At 37.2% G+C, this 23,202-nt stretch carries 21 protein-coding genes and 1 other annotated feature; of the genes, 20 read left to right on the top strand and 1 reads right to left on the bottom strand.

What is annotated here, in order from left to right; all coding sequences use genetic code 11:
* Nucleotides 1–32 precede the first annotated feature (32 nt).
* The 5 genes from IV87_RS07330 (at nt 33) to IV87_RS07310 (ending at nt 5,615) form a co-directional block, all read left to right on the top strand.
* Nucleotides 33–389 carry a PTS glucitol/sorbitol transporter subunit IIA gene (locus IV87_RS07330; RefSeq protein ID WP_057806927.1) on the top strand — a complete coding sequence of 119 codons (357 nt, stop codon included), beginning with the start codon at nt 33–35 and terminating at the stop codon, nt 387–389.
* 93 nt (nt 390–482) lie between these two features.
* Entirely contained in the window at nt 483–1,553 is a 1,071-nt protein-coding gene (locus tag IV87_RS07325) for an AI-2E family transporter (protein ID WP_082623545.1), read from the top strand.
* A 117-nt stretch (nt 1,554–1,670) separates the two neighbouring features.
* Complete coding sequence (locus IV87_RS07320; RefSeq protein WP_057806923.1) at nt 1,671–2,516, top strand: methyltransferase domain-containing protein; 846 nt, start codon at nt 1,671–1,673, stop codon at nt 2,514–2,516.
* A 234-nt stretch (nt 2,517–2,750) separates the two neighbouring features.
* The gene (locus tag IV87_RS07315) at nt 2,751–3,263 is read left to right on the top strand and encodes a tRNA (cytidine(34)-2'-O)-methyltransferase (RefSeq protein WP_057806921.1); all 513 of its coding nucleotides are present in this window, start codon (nt 2,751–2,753) and stop codon (nt 3,261–3,263) included.
* A 42-nt stretch (nt 3,264–3,305) separates the two neighbouring features.
* Nucleotides 3,306–5,615, top strand: coding sequence for a DNA translocase FtsK (locus IV87_RS07310; RefSeq protein ID WP_057806920.1), 2,310 nt, complete (start codon nt 3,306–3,308; stop codon nt 5,613–5,615).
* Nucleotides 5,616–5,770: 155 nt separating this feature from the next.
* Here the strand turns inward: IV87_RS07310 and IV87_RS10915 are convergent, their stop codons facing one another.
* Nucleotides 5,771–5,884 carry a DUF4044 domain-containing protein gene (locus tag IV87_RS10915; RefSeq protein WP_074693935.1) on the bottom strand — a complete coding sequence of 38 codons (114 nt, stop codon included), beginning with the start codon at nt 5,882–5,884 and terminating at the stop codon, nt 5,771–5,773.
* A 334-nt stretch (nt 5,885–6,218) separates the two neighbouring features.
* On the opposite strand from IV87_RS10915, the gene mraZ reads away from it, so the two are divergent.
* The 15 genes from mraZ to ileS all read left to right on the top strand — a co-directional run bounded on the left by mraZ (nt 6,219) and on the right by ileS (nt 23,089).
* On the top strand, nt 6,219–6,650 hold the full coding sequence (gene mraZ, locus IV87_RS07305) for a division/cell wall cluster transcriptional repressor MraZ (protein WP_057806918.1): 432 nt from the start codon (nt 6,219–6,221) through the stop codon (nt 6,648–6,650).
* Nucleotides 6,651–6,660: 10 nt separating this feature from the next.
* The gene (rsmH, locus tag IV87_RS07300; protein ID WP_057806917.1) at nt 6,661–7,608 is read left to right on the top strand and encodes a 16S rRNA (cytosine(1402)-N(4))-methyltransferase RsmH; all 948 of its coding nucleotides are present in this window, start codon (nt 6,661–6,663) and stop codon (nt 7,606–7,608) included.
* Between the two features lie 12 nt (nt 7,609–7,620).
* Entirely contained in the window at nt 7,621–8,010 is a 390-nt protein-coding gene (gene ftsL / locus IV87_RS07295) for a cell division protein FtsL (protein ID WP_057806915.1), read from the top strand.
* A complete protein-coding gene (locus tag IV87_RS07290; protein WP_057806914.1) occupies nt 8,007–10,184 on the top strand; it encodes a penicillin-binding transpeptidase domain-containing protein in 2,178 nt (725 codons plus the stop codon). Before ftsL ends, IV87_RS07290 begins: the two co-directional genes overlap by 4 nt.
* 18 nt (nt 10,185–10,202) lie before the next feature.
* A complete protein-coding gene (gene mraY / locus IV87_RS07285) occupies nt 10,203–11,171 on the top strand; it encodes a phospho-N-acetylmuramoyl-pentapeptide-transferase (protein ID WP_057806912.1) in 969 nt (322 codons plus the stop codon).
* Between the two features lie 69 nt (nt 11,172–11,240).
* Nucleotides 11,241–12,617, top strand: coding sequence for a UDP-N-acetylmuramoyl-L-alanine--D-glutamate ligase (gene murD / locus IV87_RS07280; RefSeq protein WP_057806910.1), 1,377 nt, complete (start codon nt 11,241–11,243; stop codon nt 12,615–12,617).
* Nucleotides 12,618–12,620: 3 nt separating this feature from the next.
* Nucleotides 12,621–13,715, top strand: coding sequence for an undecaprenyldiphospho-muramoylpentapeptide beta-N-acetylglucosaminyltransferase (gene murG, locus IV87_RS07275; RefSeq protein ID WP_057806908.1), 1,095 nt, complete (start codon nt 12,621–12,623; stop codon nt 13,713–13,715).
* A 17-nt stretch (nt 13,716–13,732) separates the two neighbouring features.
* Nucleotides 13,733–14,725: a cell division protein FtsQ/DivIB gene (locus tag IV87_RS07270; RefSeq protein WP_057806906.1), complete on the top strand. Its 993-nt coding sequence runs from the start codon at nt 13,733–13,735 to the stop codon at nt 14,723–14,725.
* Nucleotides 14,726–14,899: 174 nt separating this feature from the next.
* Nucleotides 14,900–16,252, top strand: coding sequence for a cell division protein FtsA (gene ftsA, locus IV87_RS07265; RefSeq protein WP_057806904.1), 1,353 nt, complete (start codon nt 14,900–14,902; stop codon nt 16,250–16,252).
* 26 nt (nt 16,253–16,278) lie between these two features.
* A complete protein-coding gene (ftsZ, locus tag IV87_RS07260; protein WP_057806902.1) occupies nt 16,279–17,565 on the top strand; it encodes a cell division protein FtsZ in 1,287 nt (428 codons plus the stop codon).
* 85 nt (nt 17,566–17,650) lie between these two features.
* Complete coding sequence (locus IV87_RS07255; protein ID WP_057806899.1) at nt 17,651–18,070, top strand: cell division protein SepF; 420 nt, start codon at nt 17,651–17,653, stop codon at nt 18,068–18,070.
* Nucleotides 18,071–18,074: 4 nt separating this feature from the next.
* Nucleotides 18,075–18,335, top strand: a complete 261-nt coding sequence (locus tag IV87_RS07250) for a YggT family protein (RefSeq protein ID WP_258390196.1) — start codon at nt 18,075–18,077, stop codon at nt 18,333–18,335.
* Between the two features lie 49 nt (nt 18,336–18,384).
* Nucleotides 18,385–19,176 carry a YlmH family RNA-binding protein gene (locus IV87_RS07245; protein ID WP_057806897.1) on the top strand — a complete coding sequence of 264 codons (792 nt, stop codon included), beginning with the start codon at nt 18,385–18,387 and terminating at the stop codon, nt 19,174–19,176.
* Between the two features lie 13 nt (nt 19,177–19,189).
* Nucleotides 19,190–20,032: a DivIVA domain-containing protein gene (locus IV87_RS07240; RefSeq protein ID WP_057806895.1), complete on the top strand. Its 843-nt coding sequence runs from the start codon at nt 19,190–19,192 to the stop codon at nt 20,030–20,032.
* Nucleotides 20,031–20,245 (top strand) — a binding site (T-box leader). (Overlaps the previous gene by 2 nt.)
* Before the next feature lie 48 nt (nt 20,246–20,293).
* A complete protein-coding gene (ileS, locus tag IV87_RS07235) occupies nt 20,294–23,089 on the top strand; it encodes an isoleucine--tRNA ligase (protein ID WP_057806893.1) in 2,796 nt (931 codons plus the stop codon).
* Nucleotides 23,090–23,202: the final 113 nt, after the last annotated feature.

The raw sequence follows: 23,202 nt of genomic DNA, 5'->3' as shown, positions 1-23,202 counted from the left end.
AATAACCATTTAATTGCGAGGAGAGGGTATACATGATTACATCTAAAATTGTTGAAATTGGGCCAAATGCAATTGTTGAAAATGATCCGTTAGTTATTTTGTTTGGACCCGAAGCAACTAGTAACCTGAAGGATGTTGCGGTGATTCAAAAATTTGATGAACCACATCCTGAGTTTAAATTAAAACGGGGTTCCCAAATTAAAATTCGTGAACATTCCTACACCGTATCCTTTTGTGGCAAACTGGTGAATGCTAATTTACAAGGAGTTGGGCATGCCACACTTTGTTTTGAACCTATCCCTGATACTCCGCTTGAAAGTGCCGTTTATCTTTCACCAGAGAAATTCCCAGGTTTTGCAGTTGGTGACAAACTAACTTATATTTTTTAAGGATCGCGTGGTGATTTTTTGAAAACGACTAAAGAGTCTTGGCGAACATGGTTTACCAAATTGGTTTTAAATAATCGAATTGTTGTTAATCTTATGATTATTTTACTGTTATTATTGATCATTCTTGTTTTTTCTAAAGTAACCTGGTTCTTCCAACCAATTAGCGATTTTGTGGACATCGTTGGTTTACCGATAGTTTTGGCTGGTGTTCTTTATTATCTATTTAATCCATTAGTTGATTGGTTACAAAAAAAATTTCATGTTAGTCGCGTTTGGACAATTACTGGACTTTTTATCGTGGTGATTTTGTTATTAGTATTAGGCGTTGTGGCTTTGATTCCAGTTATTCGTAATCAGGCTACTGATTTTTTGAAAAATTGGCCTGATTATTGGAATCATTTAATTAATCAGTTAGAAGTTTGGTTAAATGATCCACGTTTAGGACAGTTTCAAAAAGAGTTTGATCAACTGTCTAAATCAACCACAAGTTCTTTTTCCAAATGGGCAAGTTCTATTGCTAATCATACATTTACTTCGGTAGGTGGCTTGATTAGTTCCGTCACTAAAATTGTGGTCGGGTTGATTACAATGCCGTTTATTTTGTTTTATCTATTAAAAGATGGACATCGTCTTCCCAAATATTTAGCTCATTTTTTACCGGTTCAAAAAAGGACCGGATTTACGCAGATTTTGACAGAGATCAATGGCAAGTTGAGCGGCTATATTCGCGGACAATTGATTGTTGCGTTTTGTGTGGCAATTATGTTTTTTGTTGGCTATGTAATCATTGGGCTGAAGTTTGCGCTCACATTGGGGATTGCGGCTGGATTTTTGAATTTAATTCCATATTTGGGTTCGTTTTTAGCAATGATCCCATCAATTGTATTAGCGGCATTTATTTCACCATGGATGCTGGTTAAAGTTCTGATTGTTTTTGCAATTGAGCAGACGATTGAAGGCCGATTAATTTCTCCTTTAATTTTGGGAACAAATTTATCGATTCATCCGGTGACAATTTTGATTGTTCTTTTGGCGTCTGGACGCATGTTTGGCGTTTTGGGTGTGATTTTTGGAATACCAGTTTACGCGGTAGGTAAGGTAATTTTGACACATCTATTTCGTTGGTATAAACGGCAAAATGGTGGTTATGAAGAGGAAAGTTAAACTTAGGTTCTGATTGTTAAACGATCAATTTAACAATTTGAATCTTTTTTATTTTGTAAAGACCGAAACAAGTTTTACATGGTATTCTTAACAGGACATGTATAGAGGTGAGCAAATTTGAAAAAAAGAGATAAAGGAATACAGTTTATTAGTCGGCATTTGAATTTATTTCGTTGTCCGGTGTGTAAAGAAAGTTATGTAAAAGTGGAAGGTGGTAGTGTAATCTGTCCCAATTTGCATAATATTGATATTTCTAAAAAGGGTACTTTATACTTTTTAAATCATGCAGTGAATAGCGAGTATGATGCAGAAATGTTGGCATCTCGCCGTCGAATTTTAACAGCTGGTCTATTTGATCCCATTTGTGAAGAGGTTTCTCAGCATATGGAAGAAAATGAAGTGGTATTGGATGTCGGCTCTGGTGAAGGGACTCCTCTAAAGAAAACATTGTCACTTCTTAAAAAAGCGACTGCTGTCGGATTTGATATTTCAACAGCCGGAATAAATTTAGCAACTCAATTAAATAGTGAAGCCTTTTTTTGTATTGCTGATTTGGCAAATTTACCCTTCAATGATAACCAATTTACGACAATTCTAGATCTATTTTCACCGTCAGCTTATACTGAGTTTCATCGTGTGCTTTCATCTGGTGGACAAGTTCTAAAGATTGTTCCTAATTCAAATTATTTAATTGAGTTACGTCATTTGTTGTATGAAAAAACGAGTCAGCATGCAGATTATCAAAATGACCAGGTTGTTGAATTGTTTAAAAAACGATTTTCCAATGCCCAAACTAAACGCATAACTTATGATTTTAAATTTGATGAAAGTTTGTTATCTGATTTAATTCAAATGACACCTTTGCACTGGGGAGCAACTCCTCAAACACTTGAACTAGCAAAAACATCTGGATTAAATCATATTACGGTCGATGTAACCTTACTCAAGGGAGTTAAATCCTAAGTTGATAGTATTTGTAAGGTTGCAATATGTATTTTTTGGTGTTAATCTTTATATAAGAAATCGGTTGTTATTTGACATCGAGAGATCGTTGGCAAATAGCAAGTTGTACTTCATTTAACGTAGAAGCTCGCCGTGCCTACACCGAGTGTCTACGCTTTTTTTGTTGTTTAGAGAAATACATAGCAGTATGATAACTTTTGAACAGCTAATATTAATGAGAGTGAGATAGAAAAAATGACGAACCATATTGTACTTTTTGAACCACTAATGCCTTCTAATACTGGCAACATTGCTAGAACCTGTGCAGGAACAGACTCTGTTCTTCATTTAATCAAACCGCTTGGATTTTCTGTGGATGATAAACACCTTAAGCGGGCTGGATTAGACTACTGGAAGGATGTTGACTTAGTTTATCATGAAAATCTTCCTGAGTTTATTGATTCAGTACCAAATTTAGACAATTTATATTTAGTGTCCAAATTTGCTGATCACGATTATACGGATGTTGATTATTCTGATAATACTCAGGATCATTACTTTCTATTTGGCAAGGAAACAACGGGACTTCCTGAACCATTTATGCGACAATATCCAGAAAAAGCGATCAGAATCCCACAAGATGATGATCATATCCGTGCGCTAAATTTATCAAATAGTGTGGCTATTGTGATTTATGAAGCATTAAGACAACAAAGTTTCCCTAACTTACAACGAATTCATCACTATGAAAATGATAAGCTAAAGTAACAGACGTTATGACTCTCAAATTAGTTAGAAGGGAGGATACTTGTGGCAGTAAAGAAAAAAACGACAAATCGACGAAAAAAAAGACGTTCAAGTAAAAAAGAGTGGCAGAAGTTTCTGCGTTCTAAACATTTTTTAGGCGGTATTTTTGTTCTGGTAGCATTGATTGGTTATTTTTCATTAGGATACATTGGCGTTTTGGTTTCTAATGTTTTTCGGTTATTTGTGGGAGATACTTTTCAAATCTTGATTGTCCTTTTTGGGTTATATGGCCTTATTTTGCTTTTTACCGGCAAAGAGCCAAAACTAAAGGGTCGTTTCCATTATTTAACCGGAGTGGGTTTAATTTACCTCGGCGCTGTTTTAATTTTAACCACACGATTTTTCGAACAGACAAACCAGCATAATCATTTTATTGTGACCACTTGGCACGCATTAGAAGATGCATTTAAATACGCATCAATTGGTGAACCAGTTGGTGGTGGCATGATCGGTAGTGCAATTTATACAGTGACTGACTTTTGCTTTTCCGAAATTGGTAGTCTTTTCCTGGGATGGTTACTAATTATTTTTGGTGGTTCAATTTTCTTTGGAATTCCAATGGATAAAGTTTTACAGTCGATCGCAGTTGCCCTTAGAAAAGTGGTCTTATTTTCCCGTAATGGATTGAAGCAGATAACGAATCGGGTTGTCAATTGGTGGAAACAAAGAAAATCAGTCTCTACAAATGAAAATTCAACTAAGTCTTTACCAGTTGCGCACAAATTACCAAAAGTTTCGGTGACAGGTAAGGATTTAATGACCGAACAAATGCCCGCTGTTAAAGAAAATCTACAACCGGACATTAAAGTGGCTTCAGAACGTGAAAGAAAGGTTACACCAGTTACGGAAGATGTAGATGAAACAGCTTTTCAAAATACGGAGGCTTTGGCTAATCCTAATTACAAGCTACCTAGTCCAGATCTCTTAACCACTATTCCTCAGACTGATCAAAGTCAGGAATATAAAACGATTCAAAAAAATACCAAAATTCTGCAACAAACTTTAACAAGTTTTGGTGTCAAGGCAACGGTTAAAAGCGTTAGCCTTGGTCCATCAGTTACTGAATATGAATTACATCCTGATATTGGCGTTAAGGTTAGCAAAATTGTCGGACTTGCTGATGATATTGCGTTAGCATTGGCTGCTAAAGATATTCGAATTGAAGCACCAATTCCAGGCAAATCTTTAATTGGCATTGAGGTCCCCAATACGGAAGTTTCAACGGTTTCATTTCGAGATATTATTGAATCACAGCCACCGCATCCGGATGCAATTTTACAGGTACCAATTGGTCGAGATGTATCAGGAAATTTAGTTCTAGCTGATTTAGTACGTATGCAACATTTGTTGATTGCTGGTGCTACTGGTAGTGGAAAATCAGTTATGATTAATGTGATCATTACAAGTCTATTAATGAATGCACGACCGGATCAGGTTAAATTTATTCTGATTGACCCTAAAAAGGTTGAATTAGGAATTTATAAGGATATTCCGCATTTATTGACACCAGTTGTGACGGATCCCAAAAAGGCGGCAAGAGCACTGCATAAGGTGGTTGCTGAAATGCAGCATCGATATGATTTGTTTGCGCAAAGCGGTCAAAAAAACATTAAAACGTATAATCAATTTATTACGGAAGAAAATAAAAAAGATGGTCAAAATCGACCACACTTACCATACATTGTGGTTGTGGTTGATGAACTGGCTGATTTGATGATGGTGGCACAAAATGCGGTTGAAGATGCAATTATTCGGTTAGCCCAGTTGGCTCGAGCGGCTGGAATCCACATGATTATTGCGACGCAAAGACCCTCTGTGGATGTTGTGACGGGATTAATTAAGGCTAACGTACCGTCAAGAATTGCATTTGCGGTTGCAAGTGGAACGGATTCACGTACGATTATTGATTCAAACGGTGCTGAAAAGCTTTTGGGTCGAGGCGATATGCTGTATTATCCAATGGGAAAAAGCAAACCGGAACGTGTACAGGGTGCCTTTGTGTCGGATAAAGATGTGAAGGCAGTTGTTGAATATGTTAAACAGCAACAGCCGGTTTCATATGATGAAACGTTGATTGTGACGGACGAAGAAGCAAAAATGGATGAGCAATCGGCGAATAATGAGAAGGACGAGTTGTATGATGATGCGGTTGCGTTGGTGACAGAGATGCAAAAGGCAAGTACGTCAATGTTGCAGCGGCGTTTTCGAATAGGATATAATCGCGCTGCAAGAATTATAGATCAATTGGAGGCAAATGGTGTGGTGGGACCCCAGGAGGGAAGTAAGCCACGGCAGGTGTTTAACAAAAAGTGAGTGAGATAAAACGGTAAGCCATAAAATATAACCCCGCACCGGAGGCGAGAGAATTCTCGCGGTAGGTGTGGGGTTATATTTTGTGGTTTGTTTTAGCGATATGTTTAAGCACATAAAAAATGAGAAATCCATATTCAATGGAATTTCTCATTTTTTTAACCAGTAAATGCACTCACTGCACCTAAGACAACAGAGCCAATCATACTAATAATCATAATCCAAACGACAACCATTATAATTTTTTGAAACGTACTCTTCTTTTTTTTCATAAAGCACCACTTTCCAGAATGTTACTCACTATTCTAACGTGTTAATTTTAACTTTTCAAATTTTTTTCCAAATTCCAAAATAAGTGACACTAATTTTAGCTTTTTTATGTAAATTCTAAAAAAATCCCCACCTTTCATCCACTTTTTAAGCATTTCGATTAGAATTGCTGTTATACTAGTATTTGTAAGCAGTTTACTTATAATATTCAGATCATTTTATTATCACTTATTTAATAAATATTAAGCATTTTAAAATAGTTTTTTAAATCTGTGGTAGATAGTGGTACAAAGTGGTAAACTAAATTTGTAATCGAGATGGAAAGGGGCAATTAGTATGTTCATGGGCGAATATCAACATTCACTTGATACCAAGGGACGACTAATTGTTCCTGCCAAGTTTAGAGAAGATCTTGGAACCGATTTTGTTATTACACGTGGTTTAGATGGCTGTTTATTTGGCTATCCGCTGACAGAATGGCAACATATTCAAGATAATCTTAAAAAATTACCGCTTAATAAACGAAATAATCGGGCGTTTGTCCGTTTTCTGTTTGCCGATGCAACTCAGTGTAATTTTGATAAACAAGGCAGAATTAATATTCCTAAACAATTACGTGAACATGCAAAACTTACTAAGAAATGTGTTTTAGTTGGAGTATCAAACCGATTTGAAATTTGGGATGAAGCACAGTGGAATGAAGTAACTGCTGATACAGAAGAGAATTTTGATGACATTGCTGAAAATTTAATTGATTTTGGCCTTTAGGAGTAGAAAAATGAGCGAGTTTCAACATACAACTGTTTTACTAAACCAAGCAATTGATGAATTAAATCTCAATCCAGATGGAATCTATGTGGATTGCACCCTTGGCGGTGGTGGACACAGTCAATTAATTTTGAGTCAATTAAGTCAAAAGGGTCATTTGTATGCATTTGATCAGGATGTGGCGGCGATTGAATACAATCAAAGTCACTTGAAATCATATTTAGATCGTGGACAGGTTACTTTTATTGAAGATAATTTTAAAAATATTACAAAAGATTTGGCAGAATATGGTGTTCAAAAAGTAGATGGCATTGTGTACGATTTAGGCGTTTCATCACCGCAATTGGATGATGCCAAACGAGGATTTAGTTATCAACATGATGCGCCATTAGACATGCGTATGGACCAGTCTGCCGAATTAACTGCACAGATTGTTGTGAATCAGTGGTCATATGAATCGTTGGTTAAAATTTTCTTTCGTTATGGAGAAGAGCGTTACTCAAAGCAGGTAGCGCGTGAGATTGAACGACAACGAGAAACGGCACCGATTGAGACGACAGGTGAACTAGTTGAAATTATTAAAAAAGCAATTCCAGCGGCTGCTCGTCGTACAGGTGGTCATCCTGCAAAACGTGTTTTTCAGGCGATTCGAATTGCTGTTAATAACGAATTAGGGGTTTTAGAAACCTCACTAGAACAGGCCTTAGAATTACTAAAGGTTGGCGGCCGAATTAGTGTGATTACCTTTCAATCATTAGAAGATCGTTTGGTTAAAAATATTTTTAAAGAAAATGCTAACTTGCCTGAATTACCTCAGGGATTACCTGTTATTCCAAAAGAACTTGAACCCCATTTTAAATTGGCCACTAGAAAACCCATTTTACCTAGTAAGGATGAATTAACACATAATCATCGTGCGCACAGTGCGAGACTTCGAGTTATTGAAAAAATAAAATAGGGACTGATTTTAATGGCACAAAATAATTTAGCAGAAGCATTTCCAGCGAGTAAGCCTGTAAAACGGCGAATACCGGATATTAAAGAGGGGACATTACATAAAGCAAAAGCGGTTGCTATTCCAAAATCTTTGCCATTTTCAAAATTTGAGAAAATTTTAATGACATTCTGCGGTATAATTTTGACAGGCTTAATGATTTTTGTGGTTTCTGGTAAAATTGCTTTGTCCAGTGCTGAACATGATTTATCTAGTTCACAAGCACAGGTGACAAAGGTAACTTCCGATAACAGTAATCTTAAACAGGAAGTAAACCAGCTTTCTAGTCGTACACGCTTGAATAAGATTGCCAAACAGTATGGGTTAAGCCTGACAACTCAGAATATAAGGAATGTTAATAAATGAACAATAAAGAAAAGCGTTCAAAAAAGGACGATAATAACAAATCAAGCCAAAATCGAAGAGCGTTCGGTCAATGGCTTTTTTTCATAGCCATTGCCCTCTTCGTAATTTTAATTCTACGTTTTTCCTACATTGCAATTGGCGGGACTGTAGAACACATCAATTTGAGTTCACAGGCCCGTCGTTTATATACGGATAATAAGGTTTTAAAAGCACAAAGAGGTTCAATTTTGGATGCTTCTGGTCAACCGATTGCAGAAGACACTAGTACTTACTCGATTTATGCGGTTTTAAATAAAACGCAAGTAGGTGCAAATAAAAAGCCACTTTATGTAACTAATAAAAAGAAAACGGCGAAAGTCCTAGCTAAGTATCTACCAATCAGTGAAAAGGCTGCCCTTAAAGCTTTAAATCCAACTAATAAAAATTCTTTTCAGGTGGAGTTTGGTACGGCAGGAAAAAATATTTCGGTTGCAACCAAGGAAAAAATAGAATCCTATAAGTTAACTGGGATTAATTTTATTCAATCTGAAGCACGACTTTATCCAAATGGAACGTTTGCTTCAAACTTAATTGGAATTACCTCCCAGGTTCAAAAAAAGAGTTCCGATATTACTCAGTTAAAGGGTGTTATGGGAATTGAAAGTGCGTTTAACAGCAAATTAACGGGTACAGATGGCGAACGTTCTATTCAAAAAGATAAATTTGGCTATCAACTTCCATCATCACAAGAGAAAAAAGCAGCGGTTAATGGTGAAAATATCTACACAACTTTGGACACCCGTTTGCAAACTCTCTTGGAAACCGAAATGACGAAGGTTCAGTCACAGGTTCATGCTAAATCAATGACAGCAACAATTATGAATGCTAAAACGGGCGCAATTTTGGCCACTTCTCAAAGACCAACATTTAATCCAACCACCAAAAATGGAATTAGTAAGGCTTGGAATAATGCGATTGTTCAAGATACATTTGAACCAGGTTCAACAATGAAAGTCTTTACTGCGGCTGCGGCCATTGATAGTGGTCATTTTAACGCAAAGGAAAAGTATGAGTCGGGAACTTATAAAATCGATGGACAGGTAGTTCCAGACTGGCAAACTTCTGGTTGGGGATTAATTAGCTATGAAGAAGGATTTGCTCGTTCCAGTAATGTTGCTATGGCACATTTGGAACGTAAAATGGGAGCAAAAACCTGGAAAAAATATATTAAGAAGTTCAAATTTCTTCAAAGCACTAATTCTGGTTTAAGTGGCGAAGCTAAAGGCAGTATGCAATTTACTTACCCAATTGATCAAGCCGATACCGCTTTTGGTCAGGGTATTGATGTGACAACGATGCAAATGTTGCAAGGTTTTACAGCAATTGCGAATAACGGTAAGATGGTTAAGCCGCAATATATTAAAAAAGTAGTTAACAGTAACACTGGTAAGGTTACTTACCAAATGAAAACTAAAACGGTTGGTCATCCAATTACGAGTACAACGGCTAAAAAGGTTCGTCAATTAATGGAAGACGTGGTTTATAAGAGCTATGGAATTGGTCAAAGTTTTAAAATTCCTGGTTATCGAGTAGCAGCCAAAACTGGTACAGCACAGGTTGTTGGATCAGGCGGTACTTACATGAATACGGATGACAGTTACCTGTACTCAGTTGTGGGGATGGTTCCTGCAAAAAATCCAAAGTACATCATGTACATTACGATGAAACAACCAACTTTACCGGCAACCAAAACAGCCACTCAATTGTTGGATGAAATTTTTGGATCAGTTATGAAACAGGCCTTGGGTGAAAATGCCACAACGGCGAAAAATCAATTATCCGGAAAAGTGAAAATTGCTAATATGGTTGGTGAAACAGCAGATACAGCAACAAAGGATCTTGGCAAGCAAAATATTGCAGCTACGGTCCTGGGAACCGGAAGTACGGTTACCCAACAATCGCCACAAGCTAATACAGAAATGTTGGCAGGGCAGCGGGTTATTTTGATAACGAGTGGTCAAATGAAAATGCCCGATTTATCAGGATGGTCGCGCAACGATGTGCTTAAGTTGGCAAAATTAGTTGGTTTGCAAACCAACTTTTCTGGCACTGGTTTTGTTAAGACTCAATCCCTAAAAAGTGGCTCAACAATTCAAAGTGGTCAGACACTATCAGTACAGCTAAAACAAAAGTAAGAGAGAATGGAGTTTATTATGAATTCAATGGAACAAATTGGAACGATGATTGTCAGTTTCTTGATTACGGTGGTAGCTATGCCATCATTTATCAATTATTTTCGTAACCGAAATGAAGGACAAATGATCCGTGAAGAAGGGCCAAAATGGCACGAAAAAAAATCTGGAACACCAACAATGGGTGGTTTGATTTTTATAGTGGCAATTACGGTTAGCAGCCTATTATTTGAAATTACAAGTCATCAAATTAATGCGACCGGTTTGATCTTGATTTTTATTTTAATCATGTATGGTCTTTTAGGTTTTTGGGATGACAGTATCAAGTTAATGAAAAAGCAAAATGAAGGTTTGAAAGCGTGGCAAAAGTTTCTGGGTCAAGTTGTAGGAGCTGTAATTTTCTATTTGGTTTACCTTCATGAGGGTTTTCCGCAGGTTCTTAACCTGCCATGGATTGGTAACTGGCATTTAGGTATCTGGTTTGTTTTATTCGTAGTATTTTGGTTAGTTGGGTTTTCAAATGCGGTTAACCTATCAGATGGTCTGGATGGATTAGTAAGTGGATTAGCAATAATTGCATTTGGTGCCTATGCAATTATTGCAGGAGTGCAAAAACAATTCGATGTGCTTATTTTCTGTTTGGCGATTATTGGTGCGTTGCTTGGCTTCTTTATTTTTAACCATAAACCCGCAAAAATTTTCATGGGTGACATGGGGTCTTTAGCATTAGGAGGAGCCTTAGCTGCTGTTTCGATTTTGGTGCATCATGAAGCAGCACTGCTTTTAATCGGAATTGTTTTTGTTTGCGAAACGGCTAGTGTAATATTGCAGGTTTTATCGTTTAAGCTTACTGGTCATCGTATTTTTAAGATGAGTCCCATTCATCATCATTTTGAAATGCTTGGATGGAGCGAGTGGAAAGTTGATATTGTATTTTGGTGTGTCGGTTTGATTGGCGCAGTGATCGGTTTAATCGGCATCTTAAATTAACTCGGTTTTAATAACTAATTTTCTGAAGTGTGTAGTGGTAAATCAAGTTTGGTTTGAAGGGAAAGAGTCATGAAAGAGATTACGGATTATCAGGATAAAAAAATATTGGTATTAGGCTTGGCAAAGAGTGGTGTGAGTGCAGCTAGATTATTACAAAAATTAGGGGCATTAGTGACAGTAAATGATGCAAAACCTTTTGATGAAAATCCAGATGCGCAAAGTCTTTTAGAAGAAGGCATTAAAGTGGTTACGGGAGGGCATCCGCTGACATTATTGGATGAAGGATTTGAATTAATTGTCAAAAACCCTGGAATTCCTTATACAAATCCAATTATTAAAGGAGCACTTGCTAAAAAAATCCCCATTATTTCAGAACCTGAACTTGCTTATCAAGTTTTAAGTGGTGAAATGATTGGAATTACCGGTAGCAATGGTAAAACCACAACCACAACAATGATTCAATTAATGCTTGATGAGAACCGATCAGCCGGTCATGCCTATCTTGCTGGTAATATTGGGATTCCTGCCACGACAGTTGTTCAAAAAGTGCAATCTCAAGATGTTATGGTGACTGAATTATCAAGTTTTATGTTGGCAAGTGTCAAAACGCTTAAACCACACATTGCGGTCATTACGAATATTTTTTCCAATCATTTAGATTGGCATGGTACTCGTGAAAATTATGTCCGGGATAAAATGCATATCACTAGAAATCAAACGGCACAAGACTTTCTTGTGATTAATTGGGATAATCCAGAATGGCAACAACTGAGCAAGCAAACTAGTGCCCAGGTTGTGCCATTTTCGCGAAAGAACTTAACTGAAGAAGGTGCATATCAGAATGGCGACTTTCTTTATTTTAAAGGCGAAAAAATCATTGCTGCTGCAGACATTAAAGTTCCTGGAGTTCAAAATATTGAAAACGCCTTGGCTGCCATTGCAGTAGCTAAGATTAGTGGTCAACCTAATGAGGCAATTGTGCAAGTTTTGAAGACCTTTGGTGGGGTTAAACATCGCGTTCAGTACGTAAATACGTGGAATGGTCGTGAATTTTATAATGACTCTAAAGCTACTGATATTGAAGCGACTCAGGTTGCACTACGTTCTTTTAAAAAACCGATTGTACTTATTGCTGGCGGCTTAGATCGTGGTTATACTTTTGAAAAACTAGAAACTGATTTTAAACAGCATGTTAAAGCAATTATTTTAGTGGGACAAACAAGTAAACTCTTAGCGCAAACGGCTAAAAGTGCTGGGGTCCCGGTGATTGAATTTGCTCATAAAGTAAAGGATGCTGTGCCACTTGCCTATAAAGCAAGTGATGCGGGTGATGTAGTTCTCTTATCACCAGCCAATGCAAGTTGGGATCAATATAAAACGTTTGAAGTTCGTGGGGATGAATTTATTAGTGCAGTTCAAACGCTTCAAAATGGAAAGAAGGCTTAGGTAATGCGATTGATGATTTCAGGAGGCGGAACAGGTGGTCATATCTATCCGGCTTTAGCTCTAATTGAGGCATTGAAAAAACGTGAGCCTAATTCTGAAGTTTTGTATGTTGGAACTGAAAAGGGCTTAGAAAGTAGAATTGTGCCTGACCAAGGTATTGCATTCAAAACAATTAAAATTCAAGGCTTTAAGCGATCATTATCGTTAGAAAATTTCAAAACAATTGGATTATTCTTAAAAAGTGTTAGTGATGCACATAAAATGATTAAAGAATTTCATCCTGATGTTGTTGTTGGTACAGGTGGATATGTCAGTGGAGCAGTTGTTTTTGCAGCGAGTTTGCAAAGAATTCCAACTGTTATTCATGAACAAAATAGTGTTGTGGGCGTGACGAACAAATTCTTAAGTCATTTTGTGACAAAAATAGGAATTTCTTTTGAAGATGCACGAGCTCAATTACCAATTAAAAAAGTGGTTTTTACTGGAAATCCACGAGCCACTCAAGTTGCTTCAATTAAGCCTAACGATGCATTAAGTGAATATGGGTTAAAAACTAACGTACCCACACTACTCATTTTTGGAGGTAGTCGCGGTGCAGAAAAAATTAATTCTGCAACAGTAGGGGCTCTTCCACAACTCAAACAGAAAAATTATCAAGTTTTGTTTGTCACGGGACGGGTTCACTATCAAAAAATTATGGACGCCATAAATCCAGCTGATTTAGGTAGCAATGTTGTTATTCGTCCGTACATCAGTCAAATGCCAGAGCTCTTACCTAATTTTGAGGCAATTCTTGGCCGGGCGGGAGCAACCAGCATCGCTGAAATTACCGCGTTAGGGATTCCTTCAATTTTAGTACCCAGTCCGTATGTTACAAATGATCATCAGACCAAAAATGCGCGCAGCCTTGTTAAAAAAGGAGCCGCGGAACTATTGCCAGAAGTACATCTGAACACTGACTCGTTAATAAAATATGTTGATGCTTTGATGACCGATGAAGCTAAACGACAACAAATGGGAATGGCTGCGAAAAAAATGGGGCGTCCCAGAGCTGCAGATGATTTATTAAATGTGTTGGAGTCAGTGATTAAAAAATAGGGAATGAGGTGGCGATCGTGTTTGGAAAAAAGAAAACGAAAACTCCTCAAGTAAAGCGTGAATTAACACCTTGGGAAAAAGCACAACGCAATCAAAGAATTGTGCAGGAAGAAAAACTCAAGAAAAATAAAGAAATTCAATTTCATCTTCCAAAATTCGGAAAAACTCGTAAAACTAGAATTTGGATTGGAAGTGGTTTGGTTCTTGCTTTAGTAGTTGCTGGTTATTTATTTTCACCCTTGAGCCGTGTGCAATCGATAAAGGTGACAGGAAATAAAGAGTTCTCCAAGGCACAAGTGATGAAAGCTGGCAATGTTCATCAAAACGACTGGATTTTTCCTTATCTTTTGGGACAACAAGATAAATCGACAGAAGTTTACAAAAAGCAAGCCAAATTATTGAGTTACAAAGTGAATCGACAAGGTTTAAATCGTTTGAAGATTATCGTGAAAGAAAATCCTGTTGCAGGACTTGTTTTGAGAAATAACTACTATTACACGATTTTGGATAATGGCAAAGTTATTCGAAAATCAAAGACACAACCGTCTAGTGATTATCCCGTTTTTAAGAATTTTCATTCATCCAGTGTTTTAAAAACGTTATTGACACAGTATAAACAACTTCCGGCAGTTGTTCGAACGGGAATTTCTGAAATTGATTATGCACCAAGCAAAGATAATCCCAATAAATTGCATTTATATATGAATGATGGCAATGAGGTATATGCTGTTTTACCTAGTTTTGCGGCAAAAATGAAATATTATCCACAAATGGCTGCAGATATGAAACAAAAAGGTGTAATTGATTTGGAAGTAGGGGCATTTTCGTATCCGTTTAAAGATAAATCAAAGGAAACGACTAGTTCTTCTTCGAGTTTGAGCGCTAAGGTAAGTAGTAATTCAATATCAACCAGCTCTAGCTCATCTACCAGTTCGTCCATGAGCAGTTATAGCACAACAAGTAGTACAAATTCAGTAAGCACTTCCAGTGTTAATACCACAACAAATTGAGTGAGTAATTAATAAAATTTAAAATTATCGTTTTTTTTACCAATTCTTTTGTAATTTTAGGTTATTTACTCATTTTTTTAAAAGAATTGACTATTTAAATACATTGAACTTATGGTAAACTTGAGAGTATATACAAAGGTCTAAAATAGGGTATGTTTAGGAGGTTCCTTTATTATGGATAATTCAGGAATTTATGTTGGACTTGATATAGGAACCACCTCAATAAAAGTCATTGTTGCTGAGAACGTAAATGGGCAAATGAATGTTATTGGAGTGGGAAGTGAACGCTCTGATGGAATGAATCGTGGAGTCATTGTCGATATTGACAAAGCTTCAGCAGCGATCAAAAGAGCAATTTCAGTTGCAGAAAATAAAGCAAATTTAAAGATTCACGAAGTAGTCGCTGGAATACCAGCAAATTTGTTAAAAATTGAGCCTTGTCGTGGTATGATAGCAATCGCAGAAACATCACGCGAAATTACCAATCAAGACGTGATTAATGTTGCTAATGCAGCTTCTGTGCACAGCTTGCCACCAGAACAAGAGGTTATTGACGTTTTACCAGATGAATTTGTTGTTGATGGATTCGATGGAATCAAAGATCCACGTGGAATGGTTGGTGTTCGTTTAGAGATGAACGGAACCGTTTTAACAGGACCAAAAACAATTATTCATAATACAAAGCGTGCGGTTCAGCAGGCAGGTTTACATTTAACAGATTTGATCTTAAATCCATTAGCACTTGGAAAAACCGTTTTAAATGACGGCGAACAAGATTTTGGTACAATCTTAATTGACATGGGTGCTGGTCAAACCACAACGTCAATTATTCATGATCATCACTTGAAGTATACATATGTTGATCAAGAGGGTGGCGAATTCGTAACTAAAGATATTTCGGTCGTTTTGAACACATCTCTAAGTAATGCGGAAAAGCTAAAACGTGAGTACGGTTATGCTTTTGCCGACGGTGCTAGTGAGGATGGTTTCCCAGTCGAAGTTGTGGGACAGTCTGCACCATCACAAATTACTGAGAAATATTTGGCTGAGATTATTGAAGCTAGACTAGAACAAATCTTGAACAACGCTTATAATCATCTTGAGAACATTGATGCTTTGGATATGCCAGGTGGCGTCGTCATTACTGGTGGTGCGGCCGCAATTCCAGGTATTCAAAGTTTGGCTGCAGATGTGTTTGGCACAAACGTTAAGTTGTACGTACCCGAACCGATGGGATTACGACATCCTGCGTTTTCACAAGCGTTTGCTTTGTTAAATTATGAGACTTCATTGAGTGAAGTGGATGTTTTAGCAAAGAGTGCGATGGTGGCTGGAACAAGGTCAATTCCGGAACAACAAACGTTTGAATCTGATGAAACAGATCCTGCACCACAAGCTAATAGCGAAAATACGCACCAAACTTCTGAGAAAGCTGCTAAAAAACCAAAACAAAAAAAGGAAAGTTCTTTTTCGTTTAGCGGATTAGTTGCGAGTATCAAGCGTTGGTTTAGCGAATTCTTTGACTAACTTTAAAATTTATGGAGGAAAAAGGGATGGAATTTACAATGGATGATAAACAAAATGCTGGTGCAAACATCAAAGTTATTGGTGTCGGTGGTGGCGGTGGCAATGCCGTTAATCGCATGATTGCTGAAGGCGTCAAAGGTGTTGAATTTATTGTTGCTAATACTGATGTGCAAGCTTTAAAACAATCAAAGGCTGAGACAAAAATTCAATTAGGACCTAAGTTGACAAAAGGTTTGGGCGCAGGCTCAACTCCTGAAGTTGGTACAAAAGCGGCTCAGGAAAGTGAACAAACAATTTCTTCAGCACTTGAAGGTGCGGACATGGTCTTTGTCACTGCTGGAATGGGTGGTGGTACCGGTACTGGTGCTGCACCTCTAGTTTCTAAGATTGCTAAAGAAACAGGTGCTTTAACAGTGGGCGTTGTTACCCGTCCTTTCAGTTTTGAAGGACCAAAACGAGCTCGTTTTGCTGCCGAAGGTGTTGCACAAATGAAAGAACAAGTGGATACCTTAATTATCATTGCCAATAACCGCTTATTAGAAATGGTTGATAAAAAGACACCAATGATGGAAGCCTTTAGTGAAGCAGATAACGTTTTGCGTCAAGGTGTTCAGGGAATTTCTGATTTAATCACTTCTCCAGGTTACGTCAACTTGGATTTTGCTGATGTTAAAACTGTTATGTCCAACCAGGGTTCTGCTTTGATGGGAATTGGTTCTGCAAATGGTGAAAACCGTACAGAGGAAGCAACAAAGAAGGCTATTTCTTCGCCATTGCTTGAAGTTTCAATTGATGGTGCCGAACAAGTGCTCTTAAATATTACTGGTGGACCAGATCTTTCCTTATTTGAAGCACAAGCAGCTTCAGAGATTGTTTCGAAAGCAGCTACAGATGATGTCAACATTATCTTTGGTACTTCAATCGATGAAAACATGAAAGACGAAGTTCGTGTCACTGTGATTGCAACAGGGATTGATAAGAAAAATGAACGAACAATGCATCGGGCATCAGCACGAACAAGTTTTGAAACACCTTCAACATCTAATTCAACCACTTCAACGCCTGCATTCAATAATACAAGTGTAAGTAGTGCGGCACCAAAAACAGAAGAAAAAGCTTCAAAGAAAGACGACCCATTTGGCGATTGGCAATTACGTCAATCAAATACAAATGGTGTTCGACCAACTTCTGTTGAAGATGATAGTGAATTTAAAGATATTGAAAAAAAAGACTTTAATGTCTTTAATGATTCTGATAATGATGGTGATAAGGGTGTTGATACACCACCATTCTTTAAGCGTCGTCGTAAATAATTGAATATTATTTTTAGGACTGGGAACAAGACGACTGTTTTGTCCCAGTTCTTTGATACAGCGTCATTATTAGGAGGCGATCTGTATGGCATTAAATGATCGATTTAATAAGTTATTCGGATTGGATGAAGATCAAGAAACATTAAACTCTGAGAACGATCCTGTAACGGATACTGATAATAAGGTGACGACAATGGATAATATTTCGGGCTCTAAAAGTCAGATTGCACTATTTGAACCACGAATTTTTAGTGATGCAAAAGAAGCGGCAAAACAGTTGATTGCGGGACAAGCGGTTATTTTAAATTTTGAGCGCATTGATAACGAACAAACTAAACGAATTGTTGATTTCTTATCGGGAACTTTGTTTGCAATTGATGGTTCAATTGAAGAAGTGGGAACACAGATTTTTCTGTGTACACCAAAGAGCTTTGAAATCAATGGTAGCTTGTATTCAAATATCCAAAATGGAGATTTGAGTAACGACAATCTAAATAAGGAGTAAACATTTGGTCTATTTATTTACAATTATAAGTAAACTTATTCAGTTATATATGTTATTGATTTTCGTGTTTGTTTTGATGTCTTGGTTTCCAGGAGCATATCAAACTAAACTTGGCCAATGGTTAGCCAAAATCTGTGTGCCTTATTTACAGGTATTTCGATTTATTCCACCGATTTTTGGATTGGATTTTTCACCGATCGTGGCGATTTTGGTACTTGAAATGGCGCAGTACGGAGTTGCAGTTCTTAGTAGCTTTTTCTATTAAATTAATTTACAGATATGTTAGTTAATATTTTTAAGGGGAATAACTAAAGATGGACAATATTATGCAACATTTTCGTCCTGAGGAAGCACCGTTTGTGGAAGAAGCAACCGGTTGGATTCAAGAAGTTCGCGATCAGAATCGTTTTGTTTTAACCAATTTCCTCAATCCACGAGAAAATTTTATTTTAAAAACACTTGTAAATCGGTTAGATGATATTAAGTCGCAGAGTTTTGGCGGATATCTTAATGCCGAAATGCAACGTGTAATTATTTTTCCGGATTATTTTACACCGGAACAAGCGGATTTTAATATTACTTTGGTAAGTATTGGCTATCCAGTGAAATTTGCCAAAATTCATCATCGTAATGTACTGGGAACGCTTGCCAATATGGGTGTTGAACGAGATACTTTTGGAGATATTATTTCAAATGGTGACGAGTGGCAGTTTTTTGTTAAAACAGAGATGGCGGAATTCTTTTTATCACAGGTTAGTAAAATTGGTAATATAAAAGTTCGCTTGGCCCCTAAGGATCTAGATGAAGTAATTGAACCAGAGAATGATTGGGAATCTGGAAGTACGACAGTGGCTTCTTTAAGAGCTGATGCTGTGATTGCTGAAGGGTTCCATTTATCACGAAATCATGCCAAAGAGCTATTAGAAGAACGAAAGGTAACTTTAAACTGGAAGTTGCATCAGCGACCAGATTTTGAACTGGTTGCTAATGACTTGTTGTCGGTTCGTGGTTATGGCCGAATCCGACTAGATAGTGTTGAAGGCATGACAAAAAAGAACAAAATCAGAATTTTAATTTCAGTTATTAGTAGCAAAAAGAAAAAATAATGGAGGAATCAGTATGTCTTTAGATCCGGTAGATATTCAGAACAAACAATTTTCGAATAAGATGCGCGGATATAATCCCAATGAAGTTGATGAATTTTTACAACAAGTTGCAATTGAATATCGACAGGCATTAGACAAAATCTCAGCTTTGCAAAAAGAAGTTGAGAACGCAGAAACAAAACTTGAGTATTTTGACGATATGAAAGAAGCACTTAATAAGTCAATTTTAGTTGCTCAAGATGCGGCTGATAAAGTTAAAAGTAGTTCTAAACGAGAAGCCGAATTGACAGCTGAAGAAGCTCAGAAACAAGCTGATGGTATGGTTCAAAAGGCACGAGTAAGTGCTGAGGCAGTTATTGATGAGCAGGCTGAAAAGGCTAAAAAACTTATTTTAGCTACGAATGAATTAAGAAAAAACGCCCGATTATATCGCCAACGTGTTCAAGTTTTGGTCGATTCACAACTGCAAATGATTAATGGTAGTGAGTGGGACAGTATTCTGAAAGAAGATCAAGACGTCCAAGTAAGTGATTTAAAAGAAGCTATGTTACGTACTGGAACCCTTGACAAGATCAAAGAATCAAGAGTAAACTCAGTTGATGAAGAAGATCCTGGAGATATAACTCCAGCGATTGAGCCAACTAGCGAAGAAAATAATCAGGTACAGCAAAGCGGCACCTCAGCGAAAGAGGTTAAAGAAGCAACGAAGACACAGACTGAAGCACAGGATGTTGCTGAAACTGAAGCTGAGAGTGATAAAGCTGTGTCTGAGACGGTGGTTGTGTTTCCGGATGACAAACTAAGTTCTGAGACTCACGAGAATTCGGGGCTTCATGTTAACGCTAAAAATAAATAGATTTTCTTTGAAGAGAACACATTGTAGGTGGCAAACTGGCAGCGAGTTAGCAAATTGATGAAAGGCTAATCAGAATCCACTTAAAATATCATCTCTGAGACATCAAATTGACTAAACGTAGATTTGATCGGTTTAAAAGCCGTTATTGAATTAAGGAAAACACACATAAATGTTTTCAAATTTGGGTGGTACCACGAAGACTTCGTCCCTTGTGACGAGGTCTTTTTTTATATCAAAAAATAATTTAAGGAGTGAAAGTTAATGCGTGTAAAAGATACACTTAATTTAGGTAAAACAAAATTTAAGATGCGCGGTAATTTACCTGTTAATGAAGTTAAACGTGAACAGATTTGGGAGGAAAATAAGCTTTACGAACAACGACAAAAGTTAAACGAAGGGAAACCAACCTTTGTTTTACATGATGGCCCTCCATATGCTAATGGTAATATTCATATGGGACATGCAATGAATAAAGTTTCTAAAGACATTATTGTTCGTTACAAGTCCATGTCTGGTTATCGATCACCATATGTTCCTGGATGGGATACACATGGATTACCAATTGAACAGCAATTAACCAAAGAAGGTTATGATCGAAAAAAAATGTCCACGACTGCTTTTCGTAAGCTTTGTCGGGACTATGCTTTAAAACAAGTCGCTATGCAAAAGGCAGACTTTAAGCGATTAGGAGTTGCCGGTGAGTGGGATAATCCCTATTTAACTTTGAAACCAGAGTTTGAAGCTCAAGAAATTCGTACTTTTGGTAAGATGGCAGAACAAGGCTTAATTTATAAAGGTAAAAAACCTGTATTTTGGTCTTGGTCATCTGAATCAGCAATGGCTGAAGCAGAAGTTGAATACCATGATGTGACATCTCCTTCTGCTTTCTTTGCAGAACAGGTTGTCGATGGTAAGGGTGTGTTAGATACAGATACTTATCTTGTGGTTTGGACAACGACACCATGGACTATTCCTGCTTCTGAAGGTGTGACAATTGATGCTAGTTTTGAGTATGCTGTTGTTCAACCTGAAGGAGAAACTCGGAAATTTGTTATTGCAGCAGAATTAGTTGATAATGTTGCAGAAAAGTTTGGTTGGGAAAATGTAAAAGTTTTGAAAACTGTCAAAGGTGCTGATTTAGACCGTGTTTTGACCCAACATCCGTTTTATCCAGACCGTAAGTTAGTAGTGATGCTTGGTGATTTTGTAACCTTAGATGCCGGAACTGGGCTAGTTCATACAGCTCCTGGATTTGGTGAAGATGACTTTCGTGTCGGCATGCAATATGGCTTGGACATTCTGGTTCCCGTTAATGACCAAGGTTACATGACAGATGAAGCTGGTGATGATTTTGTCGGTGTTTTCTACGAAGATGCCAATAAAATTGCTTTAGATAAATTAAAAGCAGCCAATTTATTATTAGATTATATGCCATACAAACATAGCTATCCATTTGACTGGCGAACAAAGAAACCTGTTATTTTCCGTGCAACACCGCAGTGGTTTGCTTCAGTTGATAAAATTCGTGATCAAATCCTAAACGCAATTGATGACGTTAAATTTTCACCAGACTGGGGACAAAAACGGCTTTATAATATGATTCGTGATCGTGGCGACTGGGTAATTTCACGTCAACGAGTTTGGGGTGTGCCTTTACCAATCTTTTATGGTGAAGATGGTGAGGCAATCATGACTAAAGAAACTATCAGTCATGTTGCAGACTTATTTGAAAAGTATGGTTCAGATATTTGGTTTGATCGTGAAGCTAAAGATTTATTGCCAGAAGGCTTTACAAGTGAACATTCACCAAATGGTAAATTTACTAAAGAAACAGATATTATGGATGTTTGGTTTGATTCTGGTTCTTCTCATCAAGGCGTTTTGGCAGAACGTGATTATCTTACTTATCCAGCAGACCTCTATCTTGAAGGATCTGATCAATATCGTGGATGGTTTAATTCTAGTTTGATTACGAGTGTAGCGGTCTCGGGCAAGGCACCATATAAACAGGTTGTTTCGCAAGGATTCACACTTGATGGTCAAGGTCATAAGATGAGTAAGTCACTTGGTAACACAATCGTGCCAAGTGAAGTGATTAAAAAAATGGGTGCTGAAATTGTTCGTTTATGGGTAGCTTCAGTTGACTCATCTTCAGATGTTCGGGTATCAATGGAGAACTTCGTGAAGATCTCTGATAGTTATAAAAAACTACGGAATACATTACGTTACTTGTTAGCTAATACCACAGATTATGAACCAAAGACTGATCGAGTGGCTTATCAGGATCTTGAATCAGCAGATAAATATATGTTGATTAAATATAATAAGTTGGTTCAGACTTTACGGAATGATTATGAGAAATATGATTTCCTAAATATTTACAAACGAGTGATGAACTTTGTGATTACAGATTTATCAGCCTTTTATCTGGATTTTGCTAAAGATGTTGTTTACATTGATCCTGAAAAGAGCCAGACACGTCGTTCAATGCAAACTGTTTTCTACGAAATTCTGGTTGGCTTAACTAAATTATTGACACCAATTTTGCCACATACAACCGAAGAAATTTGGGAATATTTGAAAGAACCAGAAGAATTTGTTCAATTAGCAGAAATGCCAGTTGCACAACAGTTTGATGATCAGGAAACAATTTTTGCAAACTGGGAAAAATTCAAAACGGTTCGTTCCAATGTTTTGAAGACTTTGGAAGAAGCACGAGATGCCAAAATGATTGGTAAGTCAATGGAAGCTCAAGTCAATTTATACGTTGACAAAGATACTAAAAAACTTCTGGATGATTTAAACACAAATGTACGATTATTATTGATTATTTCGAAATTAGAAGTTGCAGATTTAGATCAAGCACCAGAAGATGCAGATCAATTTAATGGTATGGCTGTAAAAGTTGTGCCAGCACAAGGATCAGTTTGTGCACGTTGTCGAATGACTAAAACGGATGTTGGTTCAGACGCAGCCTATCCTGAATTATGTGATCGGTGCGCAAAAATTGTTCGCGATAATTATCCGGAAACAGTTGAAACTGGGTTAGAAGCCTAGTTGGGAGAAAAAACAGTCTTACTAGTATTTGTTGTGATATTCAACAAAACTGATGAGATTGTTTTTTTATTATCCATTAAGATATGACCAATGCAGACTGTAATTAATTTACT

The organism is Pediococcus ethanolidurans (assembly GCF_001437405.1).
GTDB classification, from domain to species: Bacteria; Bacillota; Bacilli; order Lactobacillales; family Lactobacillaceae; genus Pediococcus; species Pediococcus ethanolidurans.
The sequence above is the reverse complement of the archived record's forward strand: the minus strand, read 5'-3'. Positions and strand labels throughout refer to the sequence as shown.